Raw genomic sequence first — 14,297 nt, forward strand, 5'->3', positions numbered from 1 at the left:
CCGCGAGGCTTGTTATGAAAGTTCACGGAGGGTGCGATGACCGACGATGACGAGAGACTGTTTTCAGGCGTGAGCCACAGCCGGACCGCCGACGAGGTGGTGCAGCAGATCGAGCTTCTGATCCTCGATGGGGTGCTGCGCGACGGCGACCGGCTGCCAGGCGAACGGGAGCTCGCACAATCGCTGGAGGTCTCGCGGCCGATCCTGCGGGATGCGCTGAAGGAACTCGAAAACCGCGGACTGCTGGTCAGCCATCATGGCGATGGCACCTTTGTCGCCGACATCATCGGCCAGGTCTTTTCCAAGCCCATCATCGACCTCATCTCACGGCATGCGCGGGCGACGCGGGATTATCTCGAATATCGCCGCGAACTCGAAGGCCTGACGGCAGAGCTTGCGGCACAGCGTGCGACGGAGACCGACAAGGCGCTTCTGTCCCGCATCATCGAGGACATGCGGCGCGCCCATGCCGAGGCGCAGCCGGAGGACGAACTTGTGGCGGATGTGGAATTCCACAATGCTGTCGGCGAAGCGGCCCACAACATCATTCTTCTCCATACCATGCGCGCCTGCTACCGGCTTCTGTCGGAGGGCATCTTCTTCAACCGCAAGGCCGTGTTCTCACTGCCGAATGCGCGGGAACGGCTGCTGGAACAGCATGTGGCGATCCATGACGCGATCATCGCCGGCGATCCGGCAGCTGCCAAGGCGGCAGCGCAGGCGCATATCGACTTCGTCATGCGTGCCGCAGACGAAAGCGCACGGGCCAACGAATGGGGCCGCGTCGCGAAACTCAGGCTGATCCGGCGCGATGGCAGCCGCGGGACGCGCGCAGCAGGAACTGCCAGGACGGAGACGAAAGCGTGAGCCAAGCCCAGAACCGGCCGAAAGTCGGCCTTTTCGCCACCTGTCTGGTCGATCTCTTCCGGCCGAGCGTCGGGTTTTCGGCCGCCAAGCTTATCGAGGAAGCGGGCTGCGACGTGCATGTGCCGATCGCCCAGACCTGTTGCGGCCAGCCGGCCTATAATTCCGGCGATACCAAGGATACGCGCGATCTTGCCAAACAGGTGATCGAGCAGTTCGAGGGCTTCGACTATGTCGTCGCCCCTTCCGGCTCCTGCGGCGCCATGCTGAAGATGCACTATCCGGAACTGTTCAATGGCGACGCGCTCTGGGAGGAGCGCTGTCGGCGCTTCTCGGACAAGGTGTTCGAGCTCGTTTCCTTCCTCACCGACGTGCGCGGCATGACCGAAATTCAGGTCCGGCTCGACAAATCCGTCACCTATCACGACAGCTGTTCGGGGCTCAGGGAGCTCGGCATCGCCAGGCAGCCGCGCCAGTTGCTGGCGACCGTCGAGGGACTGGAGCTCAAAGAGATGGCCGGCCCGGACGTGTGTTGCGGCTTCGGCGGCACCTTCTGCGTCAAATATCCCGACATCTCCGGCAAGATCGTCTCGAAGAAGACCGCGGCGATTGCCGAGAGCGGGGCCGACATGCTGCTGGCCGGCGACATGGGCTGTCTGATGAACATGGCCGGCAAGCTGAAGCGCGAGGGTTCGACCATCGAGGTCCGGCATGTCGCGGAGGTCCTGGCCGGCATGACCGAAAGCCGGCCGATTGCCGGCAGCGGCAAATAGACGACACGGGAGGAGGAAGACATGCAGTTCACCGCTCCGCAGTTCAAGGACAATGCCGCCAAGGCGCTTGCCGACCGCCAGCTGCAGAAAGCGCTCACGAATGTCGAGAAGGGCTTCATCGGCAAGCGTGCCGCCGCCGTCGCGGCGCTTCCGGAATTCGATGCGCTCCGCGACAAGGGACGCGAGATCAAGAACCATACGCTCACCCATCTCGATCTCTATCTCGAAACCTACGAGAAGAAGGTGACCCAGTCGGGTGGGCATGTGCACTGGGCCGAGAGCGCCGAGGATGCGCGCCGGCTCGTGCTCGACATCTGCCGACGCGTCGGGGCGAAGACCGTGACCAAGGGCAAGTCGATGATCACGGAGGAGATCAACCTCAACGACTTCTTCTCCGATCACGCGATCGAGCCGGTCGAGACCGATCTCGGCGAATACATCATCCAGCTCCGGGGCGAACATCCGAGCCACATCATCGCGCCTGCCGTGCATCTCAACAAGGAGCAGGTGGAAGAGGATTTCCGCCGGGTGCATACACATCTCGACCCGAAGCGCGACCTGACGGCACCGGAATCGCTTCTGTCGGAGGCGCGGCAGGTGCTGCGCAAACGCTATTTCCAGGCCGATGTCGGGATTACCGGCGCAAATTTCCTGATTGCCGAGACGGGCACTTCGGTGATCGTCACCAATGAGGGCAATGGCGACCTGACGCAGTCGCTGCCGAAGGTGCATATCGTCGTCGCCTCGATCGAGAAGCTGGTGCCGACTCTGGAGGACTGTTCGCAGATCCTGAGGTTGCTCGCCCGCTCGGCGACAGGTCAGGACATTTCCGTCTACACGACCTTCTCCACTGGACCGCGCCGGGCCGAGGATCCGGATGGCCCCGAGGAATATCACGTCATCCTGCTCGACAACGGCCGCACCGCCATGCTCGGCAGCGAGTTTCAGGACATGCTCCGCTGCATTCGCTGCGGCGCCTGCATGAACCACTGTCCGGTCTATCATGCCGTCGGTGGCCACGCTTACGGATCGGTCTATCCGGGACCGATGGGCGCGGTGCTGACACCGTCGCTCTTCGGTGTCGACATATCGGGCCACCTGCCGAATGCCTCGACCTTCTGCGGGCGCTGCGAGAGTGTCTGCCCCATGCATATCCCCCTGCCGAAGATGATGCGGCACTGGCGGGAGCGCGAATTCGAGAAGCACCTCAATCCCGCCACGGCGCGCTACGGCCTCGGGGTATTTGCCTTTATTGCCAAGCGACCAAAGCTCTACGGGCTTACGATCTCGATCGGTGCACGTTTGCTGAACCTGATCGGCGGATCCAAGGGCCGGATCACCGCCCTGCCCTTCGCCTCGGGCTGGACCAGCATCCGCGACCTGCCGGCGCCCGAAGGCCAGACCTTCACGCAACAATGGGCCGCGCGCCAGAAACAGGGGGCCTGAGCCATGGACAGCCGCCAAGCCATTCTTTCCCGGATCCGGACCTCGCTGAAAGTGAGCGGCGACGATGCCGAGCGCGCCGCGACCGTTTCGATCCGGATTGCGGAGCACCCGCTCGGCATCATTCCAAAACGTGGGCAGTTGCCAGCCGCAGAACGGCTCGCGCTCTTCATCGGCATGGCCGAGAAATACAACGCCACAACGGAGCGTCTGCCTTCCCGCGAGACCTTGCCGACAGCCGTCGCCGATTATCTCAAGCAGCGGAACCTGCCCGCCGCGATCCGCATCGGCGCCGATGCCCGGCTCGTGGACCTGCCCTGGCAAAAGGCCGGTGCAATGGAGATCCGGCACGGCGCCTCTGATGGCAACGACCTCGTGGCAGTAAGCCATGCCTTTGGCGGCATCGCCGAGACGGGAACGCTCTGCCTGCTCTCCGGCCCGGACAATCCTGTGACACTCAACTTCCTGCCAGACCATCATATCGTCGTGGTCGAGGCGTCCGACATCGTCGGCGACATGGAAAGCCTCTGGGCGAACCTGCGGGCGGCGCAGGGGCAAACCATGCCGCGAACGGTCAACATGATCACCGGACCGTCGCGTTCCGCCGATATCGAGCAGACGCTGCTGCTCGGCGCGCACGGTCCCCGAGCACTTCATGTCGTCGTCGTCGGAGAGGCCGAGGCTCGCCTGACCTGAGCAACATGCCACGGCAGCTCAAATGCGACAAAGGCGCGTCATTTTGAAAATTTCATCCAAAATTTGAAACTTTTCCTCGTTTCGTGCATTATCATTCCCGCTTCTCAAGAACGAAATTTTCAAGAGTGGGGATTTATGGCACTTTCAACGGACCCGTATGAGACGCCGCGCATTGCGCTCGTTTCCACGCATGGCTACGTCGCCGCGCAACCGCCTCTCGGGGCTGCCGATACAGGCGGCCAGGTCGTCTATGTTCTTGAACTGGCGAAGAAACTCGCCCAGCTCGGCCACAAGGTCGACATCTTTACCCGCCGTTTCGAAGACCAGCCCGAGATCGACGAAGTGGACGAAAATGTCCGCGTCGTGCGCATTCCCTGCGGCGGTCGCGACTTCATCCCGAAGGAATATCTCCATCGCCATCTGACCGAATGGAACGAGAAGGCCCTGCGCTGGATCAAACAGGAGGGCCTGACCTATCTCTTCATCAACAGCCATTACTGGGATGCCGGCGTGGCTGGGCAACGGCTATCGGAAGCGCTCCGCGTGCCGCATATCCATACGCCGCATTCGCTCGGCATGTGGAAGAAGCGACAGATGGAGACGGACTATCCGGAGCGTGCGGACAAGTTCGAACAGGAATTCAACTTCAAGGAACGCATCCAGCACGAGTTGATCGTCTATCGCAGCTGCCAGTTGGTGATCGCGACCACGCCGATCCAGCTGGACATGCTGACGGAGGATTACGGACTGGCGCGCAACCGCGTACACATGATTCCGCCAGGCTACGACGACAATCGCTTCTATCCCGTCTCGGAAGCCTCGCGCAAAATGGTGCGCCAGCGTCTCGGCTTCGAGGGGACGACCGTGCTGGCGCTCGGGCGGCTCGCGACGAACAAGGGCTACGATCTCCTGATCGACGCGTTCTCAGTTCTGGCCGAACGTATGCCGGACGCGCGACTTCGGTTGGCCGTGGGCGGCGAGAACATGGATCCGCAGGAGGAGACGATTCTCGCCCAGCTCAAGCAGCAGGTCTCAAAGCTCGGCATCGCGGACAAGGTGGACTTCTCCGGTTTCATTCCCGACGAGGATCTGCCGGACATGTACCGCGCCGCCGACCTCTTCGTCCTGTCGAGCCGCTACGAGCCATTCGGCATGACCGCGATCGAAGCGATGGCAAGCGGTACGCCGACGATCGTCACCATCCATGGCGGATTGTTCCGGGCGGTCAGCTATGGGCGCCACGCGTTGTTTGCCGATCCCTTCGACAAGTATGATCTGGGGATCACCATGATGAAGCCGCTCAAGCATCAGCGCCTCTACGGGCGGCTGTCGCGCATGGGCGCGCACAAGGCGCGCAGCCTCTTCACATGGACCGGCATCGCCCAGCAGCTCGTTGCTCTTGTTGAAGGCCGTCCAGTGGCGCAAGCTCTCGAGGAAAGTGACTGGGCCGAACCATGGAACGACGGGGATTGAAACAGATACGCCTCTTCTCCTCCGATCTGGATGGCACGCTGGCGGGTGACCGCGAGGCGTCGCAGGCGTTCGCGCAGCTGTGGCAGGCTCTGCCCGATGGCGAGCGACCGCTGCTTGTCTACAACAGCGGCCGCCTGATCGAGGATATCATCGAATTCACGGCGGAAGAGGGATTGCCGACTGCCGACTTCCTGATCGGTGGGGTCGGCACCATGGTGCATTCGGAAACACATCCGCATCTGACTGCCGAGTATCAAACACTGATTGGCGAGGGCTTCGACGCCGACCTGATCGAGGCCGAACTCGTCATGATCGAGCGTCTCAAGCGGCAGCCGGCGCAATATCAGCACGACTACAAGTCGAGCTGGTATCTGCATGATGCGACGGCCGAAGAAATCTTGGAACTGGAACAGCTCCTCGCCGGTTCGGGGCACCGAGCACGCATCGTCTATTCGAGCAAGCGGGATCTGGATGTCCTGCCGGAGGTTGCCGACAAGGGACGGGCTCTCACGTGGCTCTGCCAGACGCTCGCCATCGGTCTGGACGAAGTGGTGGTCGCCGGTGATACAGGCAATGACCGGGCCATGTTCGAACTCGAGGACGTGCGCGGCATCATGCCCGGCAACGCCCTTTCTGAGCTCGCCAGCCTCGCGCAGGCAAAGGCCGGCATGATCGCCACCGAAGGCTTTGCTGCCAGAGGCGTGATCGAGGGCCTGAAGCACTTCGGCGTGTTTGCGGCATCTAAACCGACGTAAATGTCGGAAAAAGCGACTTTGGGGCACCAAATGTCGCATTGAATTGAACGCATGGCGCTCACACCTGATAGGCAGCAATAACCATTGCGTGAAAAACGCCGCAACGCGGCGACAGCAGGCATTTTATGACAGCATTCTCGCGTATTCTAATCAACGAATCGAGGTGAAACTTCTTTGGGTATCATTGGCCGCATCACATCCGACCTCAAGCTCATGCTGCAGCGTCCGCCGCGGCAGCAATTCGCTGCGATCTGTCATCGCAAGAAGAAGAAAACGGGCGATCTGGAGGTCCTGCTGATCACAAGCCGTGATACGGGCCGCTGGGTCATTCCGAAGGGTTGGCACATGCCGGGCAAGCAGCCGCACAGCATTGCCGAGCGCGAGGCCTTCGAGGAGGCCGGCATCAAGGGCAAGGCAACGTCGGATCCGATCGGCTTCTACACCTACATGAAAAAGATGCGCGGCGGGCACAAGGTGCCGACCCGGGTCCAGGTCCATGCACTCGAGGTCAAGGGCGCCGTCAAGGAGTTTCCGGAGAAGGGCGTGCGCCGTCTGGAATGGGTCACCTGCGACGAAGCTGCTGCTCGCGTCGAGGAGCCGGAGCTGAAGTCGCTGTTCGCCGAATTTGCGAAAATGTCACAATATGCCCTTCCCGCGGCAAAAAAGGCTGCAGAACGCGCCTGAAAGCTGCTGTCACAAAACTGTCATATTGCGGCCAGGCCCCTTTGTCGCTAGGGGCTTCTGCGACCCGATGAATTTTGTCGCGCGCGGCCAGCGGCCCACGGCTTAGGCTTCATCATCAAACGTTAGACTGCAGACCGAGGATCCCGACATGGCGCCTCGTCCGGAGACACCCAGCATGGGCAAGACCAAGCCGAAACTCGTCAAGCCGACACTCGACAAGGATCTCGACAAGATCGCCCATGTCGAAGAAGCGGCACATCACGTCTCGCGCGGATTTGCTCCTCTCGGGATCGCACTGATCTTCCTGGTGCTCGCAACCTTGCTCGCCGGTGCGCTCGCCATGGATCGACCGGGCGCGTGGATCATCGTCGCCGCAGCAGCAATCGGCGCCTACATGGCGATGAACATCGGCGCCAACGACGTCACCAACAATGTCGGGCCGGCTGTCGGCGCGCGTGCCATGACCATGGGCGTCGCACTCGCGATCGCCGTGGTCTTCGAAACGGCGGGTGCGATGATTGCCGGCGGCGACGTCGTGTCGACGATTTCGCGCGGGATCGTCGATCCCGCCAAGATGCCGAATGCAGACGTTTTCATCTGGGCGATGATGGCTTCGCTCCTCTCGTCGGCGCTCTGGGTCAATCTCGCCACCTGGATCGGCGCGCCGGTTTCGACGACCCATGCGGTCGTCGGCGGTGTTCTCGGCGCGGGTGTTGCCGCCGCCGGCATGTCGGCGGTCGACTGGGGCGTCATGGGCGGCATTGCCGCGAGCTGGATCATCTCGCCCGTGCTCGGTGGCATCATCGCCGCGCTTTTCCTTGCCTTCATCAAGGAATTCATCATCTACCGCGAAGAAAAGATCGCGGCGGCACAGCGCTGGGTGCCGGTGCTGATCGGCATCATGTCGGGCTCCTTTACCGCCTATCTCGCGCTCAAGGGCCTGAACAAGGTCTTTGCCGTCAGCCTCATGCAGGCCTGCCTGATCGGTCTTGGCTTCGGTCTTCTGTCCTGGTGGCTGAGCGTACCATTGATCCGCCGGCAGTCGCGCGGGCTCGAAAACCGCAACCAGTCTCTGCGCAAACTTTTCCAGCTGCCGCTGATCTTTGCAGCCGCCCTCCTCTCCTTCGCGCATGGCGCCAATGACGTGGCCAATGCGATCGGGCCGCTGTCGGCGATCGTGCATGCCGCGCAGGACCACGAAATCTCGGGACAGGTCACGGTGCCGCTCTGGGTCATGGTCATCGGTGCTGTCGGCATTTCGCTCGGCCTGCTGCTCTTCGGTCCGCGCCTCATCCGTCTGGTGGGCGAGCAGATTACCAAGCTCAACCCGATGCGGGCCTTCTGCGTTTCGCTTTCGGCTGCCATCACCGTCATCGTCGCCTCGGCGCTGGGTCTGCCGGTGAGCTCGACGCATATCGCGGTCGGCGCCGTGTTCGGCGTTGGCTTCTTCCGCGAATGGTACACCCGCAATTCGAAAAGGCGCATGGCCTACATGCGCAACAAGGCCGAACGCTTCGAGATCGAGCCTAAGCCGGAACGCAATCCGGAAGAGATCCGCCGTCGTTATCTCGTGCGCCGGTCGCATTTCATGACGATCGTTGCTGCGTGGATCATCACCGTTCCGGCGTCCGCCGGACTTGCAGCCGTGTTGTATTGGGTTATGTCTCACCTCGTCCTTTGATCCCGGAGACGAGACTTCCATGCGTGCCAATTACCGGATGCAGCGGCTCTACGTGACCGCCGACTTGAGTTTGAACCAGGCCTTCGAGGCGACGGCGGAGCAGTTCAACTATCTCGCCAACGTGCTGCGCTTTGAAGAAGGGGCGGAGATTCTCGTATTCAACGGCCTGCATGGCGAGTGGAGAGCGTCCGTCCATTTCCCATCACGCAAGAAGATCCTGCTGACACCGATGGAAGAGACGCGTCCGCAGCCTGCGGACTGTGACCTGCATTTCCTCTTTGCGCCTCTCAAGGTGGGACGGATGGATTATCTGGTGCAGAAAGCCGTGGAAATGGGAGCAGGCATCCTGCAGCCGGTGATGACTCAGCACGTGCAGGGCAAGATCGGCAGCGTCGAGAGATTGCAGGCCAATGCGGTGGAAGCGGCCGAGCAATGCGGCATCCTCGCCATTCCCAAGGTCTCCGAGCCGGTCAAGCTGCGCGACCTGCTCGACCGCTGGCCGGCAGACCGGCGTATCATCTATTGCGACGAAGACAGCGCGACGCAAAATCCCCTTGCCGCGCTGTCGCGCATTTCGGAAAAATCGCTGGCGCTGCTGGTCGGACCCGAGGGTGGTTTTTCGGAAGAAGAGCGCGTTCTGCTGCGCTCCATGCCCTTCGTGACGGCCATTCCGCTTGGACCTCGCATTCTTCGTGCCGACACCGCAGCAGTTGCCGCCATGGCTGTCGTTCAGGCTGCCATCGGCGATTGGCGCTAACCGTCTGCAGCACCATTTCACGTTCCGGTTTTTTGAGCCGTGCTTGAGAGAATTTCACTTGCGCGGCACATAAATCCGGTTCAATCAGCCAAGGTGCTGGGCGAAATCTTGCCCCTCTGAGACGACCACCAAGGTAGCTTTCATGGCTCGTGATACCACTGACCAGACCCCTCTCGGCACTCTCGACGACATGGCGGCCTACATGGCCGCCGGGTCAAAGCCGAAGGAGCAATTCCGGATCGGCACCGAGCATGAGAAGTTCGCCTTCTTCCGCGCTGACAACAGCCCCGTACCCTATCATGGTGAAGCCAGCATTTCGGCGCTCCTGACGGGCATGCAGTCCAAGCTCGGCTGGGAGCCGATCATGGATGGCGAGAACATCATTGGGCTCGGCGAAGAACACGGCATGGGCGCGATCTCGATCGAGCCGGGCGGCCAGTTCGAACTGTCCGGCGCGCCGGTCGAGACACTGCATCAGACCTGCAAGGAATCGAACCAGCACCTCGCCGTCCTGCGGGACGTGGCGGAGCCCATGGGCATCCGCTTCCTCGGTATCGGTGGCAGCCCGAAATGGTCGCTGGCCGAGACGCCGCGTATGCCGAAGTCGCGCTACGAGATCATGACCCGCTACATGCCGAAGGTCGGCAGCCAGGGGCTGGACATGATGTACCGGACCTGCACGATCCAGGTGAACCTCGACTTCTCCTCCGAAGCCGACATGCGGCAGAAGATGCGGGTTTCGATGAAACTGCAGTCGCTGGCGACCGCGCTCTTCGCCTCTTCGCCATTCACCGAAGGCAAGCCGAACGGGCTCGTCTCCTGGCGTGGCGACATCTGGCGCGATACCGACAACCAGCGCGCCGGCGTGCTTCCCTTCACCTTCTCGAAGGACTTCTGTTTCGGCGACTACGTGAACTGGGCGATCGATGCGCCGATGTACTTCATCGTGCGTGACGGCCGTTATCACGACTGTACCCACATCACCTTCCGCCAGTTTATGGATGGCGCGCTCAAGGGCGAAATCGCCGATTGGGAACCGCAGCTGGGCGATTGGACCAACCACCTTTCCACGCTGTTCCCGGATGTGCGGCTGAAGCGCTTCCTCGAGATGCGTGGTGCCGATGGTGGTCCGTGGCGGCGCATCTGCGCCCTGCCCGCGCTCTGGGTCGGCTTGCTCTATGACGAAACGGCGCTCTCGGCTGCAGACGCGCTGACGGCTGACTGGACTGTCGAGGATGTCATCGCCATGCGCGACGCGGTGCCGGCTCAAGGGCTGAAGGCTTCGGTTGCCGGACGTCCGCTGATGGAGGTCGCCCGAGAAGTCGTCGAAATGTCGCGCTCAGGCCTCAAGGCCCGGGGTCGACTGAATTCCGAAGGCCAGGACGAGAGCGTCTTCCTCAACACGTTGGACGAGGTTCTGGCGAAGCGCACGACCCTGGCGGACGATATGCTGGCGCTCTATCACGGCCGCTGGAACGGCTCCGTGGAGCCTGTCTTCGAGGAATATCAGTACTGAGACATGGCTGCAGGAGCTGCGTGCGTGTGGGTGCACCGGCAAAAAGCGGTTTGCCTCGGGGCCTTTCCGGATATAGTGCTGAATCAGCTACACTAATCTGGGGAGGTTGCCATGCTGCCACTGTTCGACATGATGATGCAGGCGCAGAACGGCATGGCGATGGACGCCATGGCCAAGCAGTATGGCCTGGCGCAGGAACAGGCTGCCAAGGCGGTCGCGTCACTGATGCCGGCCTTTGCCTCGGGCTTCAAGCGCAACACCACCAACCCTTATGACTTTTCCGCCCTACTCCAGTCGATGACCTCGGGCAGCTATGCCAAGTATTTCGAGGATATGAGCTCGGCCTTTACGCCGCAGGGCATTGCCGATGGCAACCAGGTTCTGCAGCAGCTCTTCGGCTCGAAGGAAGTCTCGCGCGCGATCGCGGCACAGGCCGCACAGCTTTCGGGTATCGGCCAGGACATCCTGAAGCAGATGATGCCGGCCATGGCCGACACGCTGATGGGCGGGCTTTTCAAGCAGACGACGGGACAGTTCCCGGGCGCCAACGCCTTTGCCGGCACGCCGATGGCCGCGATGATGCAGCAATGGCTGGAAAGCACCGGCATGCAGCCCAAGCCGCAGGCCCAGGCTGCGACCATGTTCGACAACCCGTTCACGCGCGCCTTCCAGGAGATGATGGGCGGGCAGAAGAAGCCGGAACCGCAGGCCGCTGCCAATCCCTTCCTCGACAACCCCTTTACGAAGGCTTTCCAGGACATGGCATCCGCTTATACCGCTCAGATGACCGGTCAGCCGGCAGAAGCGCCGAAGGCGGCACCGGAGCCGGCAAAGACGCCGGAAAACGAAGCGCAGGAAGGTTTTGCCGCGATGATGAACACCATGTTCGACAGCGGGCTAGAAGTGCAGAAGAGCTACCAGAAAAGCATGGAGCAGATCTTCGACACCTATCTGACCGCCTCGCGCAAGGACGTATCGGAGCCTCCAGAGCCTGAGCCAAAGGCCTGACCCATCCAGCTTTCGCAGAAACGAAAACGGCGCGGTCTCCCGCGCCGTTTTGTATTTAAGGGCCGAGCGTGGCTCAGAACTCTTCCCACTCGCCGTCGGACTTGCTGTCCTTGGCCTGGGTCAGCTTCGCCCCGAGCCCGATCGAGATCTTGTCCATCAGGGAGCGAGCCGGCGAGGCAACGGCGCGGTTGCCGGCTTCGGCCGGGGCGACTTTCGGCTTCAGAAAGGAGCGCGTGGCCGGCTTGGCGGCTGCCGGTGCGGGCTGGGAGATAGGCGGCTGCGTCGGACGGCTGAAGCCCGTGTCGCGCTGATCGGCGAAGCGGTTCTGCAGGGTCGAGGCACCCGCTTCGACCGTGAACTGGCCGACCAGACCCGACAGCATTTCGGCATCGCGCGTGAGGCCTGCCATTTCCGTGTTCGTCTGTTCGGCGGCCCGGGCATTCTGCTGGGTGACGTTCTCCATGCGGGCAACCGCATCATTGATTTCGTTCAGGCTGGCGGACTGCTGTTTGGAGGTGGAGGCGATCGAATGGATATGATCGCCGATCTGCACCACCTGGCCGGCGATGGACGAGAGGACCGTTCCCGTTTCCCGCACGAGACCGACGCCGTTCGACACTTCCTGACCGGACTTGGTGATCAGGGACTTGATATCCTTTGCCGCAGTCGCAGAACGCTGCGCGAGTTCGCGGACTTCCTGAGCAACGACGGCGAAGCCCTTACCCGCCTCGCCGGCACGCGCTGCCTCGACACCGGCATTCAGCGCCAGCAGGTTGGTCTGGAAAGCGATCTCGTCGATGACATTGATGATCTTGGAGATCTCGCTCGATGCCTGCTCGATGCGGCTCATCGCATCGACGGCACCGCCAACGATCTCGCCGGAGCGATCGGAATTGGCACGTGCCTCGCGGGCGAGCTTCGAAGCATTCTCGGCGCGCTCCGAGGAGTGGCGGATCGCCTCCATGATCTGGCGGATCGCCGTCGAGGTTTCGACGAGAGCTGCGGCCTGCTGTTCCGTGCGGTGGCTGAGATCGGCGGTCGCTGAGCTCACGGTGCCGCTCTTGCGATTGATCTCGGCGACATTGCCGTGAACGGAGGCGACGGTGGCCGACAGCCGTTCGAGCGAAGTGTTGAAGTCGAGGCGGAGTCGATCAAGATTGCCGACGAGCGGCTTGCGGATCGTTGCGGTCAAATCACCATTGGCGAGACGCTGCAGGCCCGTACCCAGAACCTCGATCGCCTCGGTAAGCTCGGCCTGGGCGGCGGCGCGTTCTGCCTCGCGCTGGTGGCGTTCGCTTTCGGTTGCCGTGCGGCGGCTTTCGTTTTCCGCCTCCAGTTCGCGCTTATCGATCTCGGCCTGGCGGAAGACGGCGACGGACCGGACCATGTCGCCGATTTCGTCGGAACGGTCGATGCCCTTGAGGTCGATATTCGTATTGCCGTCCGCGAGCTGTCCCATGGAAGTGACGAGTTCGGAAATGGGTCGGGTGAGGCTGCGCGAAAAGACGAAACCGACCAGCGAGCCGACAAGCACGAGGATCGCGCCGATGCCGAGGGACTTCAGTCCGGCGGACCAGACCTGTGCCAAGATTTCGTCTTCGCCCATCAGCGCTACCACGGCCCAGCGGACATCGCCGAAGTCGAGCGGAACGACGGCCGCGTGGCTCGACATGCCGCGATAACCTTCGATATCGCCGCTGCCATCCTGCCCGTTGATTGCGTCCGTCAGGAGCGGGGCGCTCATGCTCACCCTGAGGCTGTCCATGTCGGCGGTGCGCGGGCTGTCGGAGACGAGCAGGCCAGCCCTGTCGACCAGAACCGTTTCACCTGTCGTGCCGAGGCCGCGTGTATTGGCAAAGATGCTGTTCAGCTGATCGTTCGGCAGCTGATAGGCGAGCACGCCGAGCTTGCGCTCGTTCATGATGATCGGAACGGCGACGAAGGCTGCGGGGTCGCCGGCCGAGGGTTCGTAGGCTTCGAAATCCGAATTGGCGAACACCGCCGGATCGTCGCTCTCACTCGCCTTCCTGAACACCTTGCCGAGCCCGGTATCCTTATAGGGTCCGCTGATCAGGTTGGTTCCGAAGTCCCGTTCCTTCTGGACCGTGTAGACGATGTTGCCATCCACATCGATCAGGAAGATGTCGTAATAGCCTTGCGCCTGAAGGTGCTTGAGAAACGTGGTGTGCCCCTGCCGATGGGCGCGGTCGTAACTGTCCTTCTTGGCGCTGTCGAGATTGTACTTTTCACCGATCGGACTGGGGTTGTCGTCGATATAGCGCTTCTGGAGTTCGGCCGCCGGGTTGTCGCCGAGCTTCGGCCAGGCGCCGGTTATGCCGAACAGCGCCTGCTGTGTCATCATGTCGGACGCGGTGGCGCGTGCGTCGAGCTGGATGGCTTCGAGGAAACGACGTGCTTCGTTTCGGCGACCGTCTGCGGTCGCCTCCAGTTTCTGATAGACCTGCTCATCGAGGATGCGGCTTTGCTGCACGAGGCCGATCGTCACGGAAGCACTCAGGATTACGAGGGCGAACAGCGTCGCGGCCAAAGGCAGCTTCGTCGATATACGCATGAAGGGTCTCCAGATAGGTAGCGCGTCAGGCACTTCATGGCTGACACACGCCCGTTAGCAACAGGTTACTTCCCG

General features: G+C 62.0%; 12 protein-coding genes. 11 read left to right on the plus strand and 1 reads right to left on the minus strand.

Translation table 11 applies throughout. The annotated features are described in order from the left end of the window. Positions 1-36 precede the first annotated feature (36 nt). From E9677_RS01365 to E9677_RS01415, 11 genes are all read left to right on the plus strand, one after another. Complete coding sequence (locus tag E9677_RS01365) at positions 37-867, plus strand: FadR/GntR family transcriptional regulator (RefSeq protein ID WP_136556308.1); 831 nt, start codon at positions 37-39, stop codon at positions 865-867. Continuing rightward, complete coding sequence (locus E9677_RS01370) at positions 864-1,637, plus strand: (Fe-S)-binding protein (RefSeq protein WP_136556309.1); 774 nt, start codon at positions 864-866, stop codon at positions 1,635-1,637. The genes E9677_RS01365 and E9677_RS01370 overlap by 4 nt, the downstream gene beginning before the upstream one ends. A gap of 21 nt (positions 1,638-1,658) precedes the next feature. After that, positions 1,659-3,083 (plus strand): LutB/LldF family L-lactate oxidation iron-sulfur protein, encoded by a 1,425-nt coding sequence (locus E9677_RS01375; protein WP_136556310.1) that lies wholly within the window; start codon positions 1,659-1,661, stop codon positions 3,081-3,083. A 3-nt stretch (positions 3,084-3,086) separates the two neighbouring features. Continuing rightward, positions 3,087-3,776, plus strand: a complete 690-nt coding sequence (locus E9677_RS01380; RefSeq protein ID WP_136556311.1) for a LutC/YkgG family protein — start codon at positions 3,087-3,089, stop codon at positions 3,774-3,776. A 135-nt stretch (positions 3,777-3,911) separates the two neighbouring features. Further along, positions 3,912-5,249, plus strand: coding sequence for a glycosyltransferase family 4 protein (locus tag E9677_RS01385; protein ID WP_136556312.1), 1,338 nt, complete (start codon positions 3,912-3,914; stop codon positions 5,247-5,249). Beyond that, entirely contained in the window at positions 5,246-6,004 is a 759-nt protein-coding gene (locus tag E9677_RS01390) for an HAD-IIB family hydrolase (protein ID WP_136556313.1), read from the plus strand. Before E9677_RS01385 ends, E9677_RS01390 begins: the two co-directional genes overlap by 4 nt. Before the next feature lie 174 nt (positions 6,005-6,178). Beyond that, complete coding sequence (locus E9677_RS01395) at positions 6,179-6,688, plus strand: NUDIX hydrolase (protein WP_187182154.1); 510 nt, start codon at positions 6,179-6,181, stop codon at positions 6,686-6,688. A 175-nt stretch (positions 6,689-6,863) separates the two neighbouring features. Further along, entirely contained in the window at positions 6,864-8,369 is a 1,506-nt protein-coding gene (locus E9677_RS01400; RefSeq protein WP_136557151.1) for an inorganic phosphate transporter, read from the plus strand. Between the two features lie 19 nt (positions 8,370-8,388). Further along, complete coding sequence (locus E9677_RS01405) at positions 8,389-9,126, plus strand: 16S rRNA (uracil(1498)-N(3))-methyltransferase (protein WP_136556314.1); 738 nt, start codon at positions 8,389-8,391, stop codon at positions 9,124-9,126. 142 nt (positions 9,127-9,268) lie between these two features. Next, a complete protein-coding gene (locus E9677_RS01410; protein ID WP_136556315.1) occupies positions 9,269-10,642 on the plus strand; it encodes a glutamate--cysteine ligase in 1,374 nt (457 codons plus the stop codon). Between the two features lie 111 nt (positions 10,643-10,753). Then, on the plus strand, positions 10,754-11,650 hold the full coding sequence (locus E9677_RS01415; RefSeq protein WP_136556316.1) for a DUF937 domain-containing protein: 897 nt from the start codon (positions 10,754-10,756) through the stop codon (positions 11,648-11,650). 73 nt (positions 11,651-11,723) lie between these two features. Here the strand turns inward: E9677_RS01415 and E9677_RS01420 are convergent, their stop codons facing one another. Then, positions 11,724-14,222 (minus strand): methyl-accepting chemotaxis protein, encoded by a 2,499-nt coding sequence (locus tag E9677_RS01420; protein ID WP_136556317.1) that lies wholly within the window; start codon positions 14,220-14,222, stop codon positions 11,724-11,726. Positions 14,223-14,297 lie beyond the last annotated feature (75 nt).

This window comes from Peteryoungia rhizophila (genome assembly GCF_004912145.1).
Lineage (GTDB): Bacteria > Pseudomonadota > Alphaproteobacteria > Rhizobiales > Rhizobiaceae > Allorhizobium > Allorhizobium rhizophilum.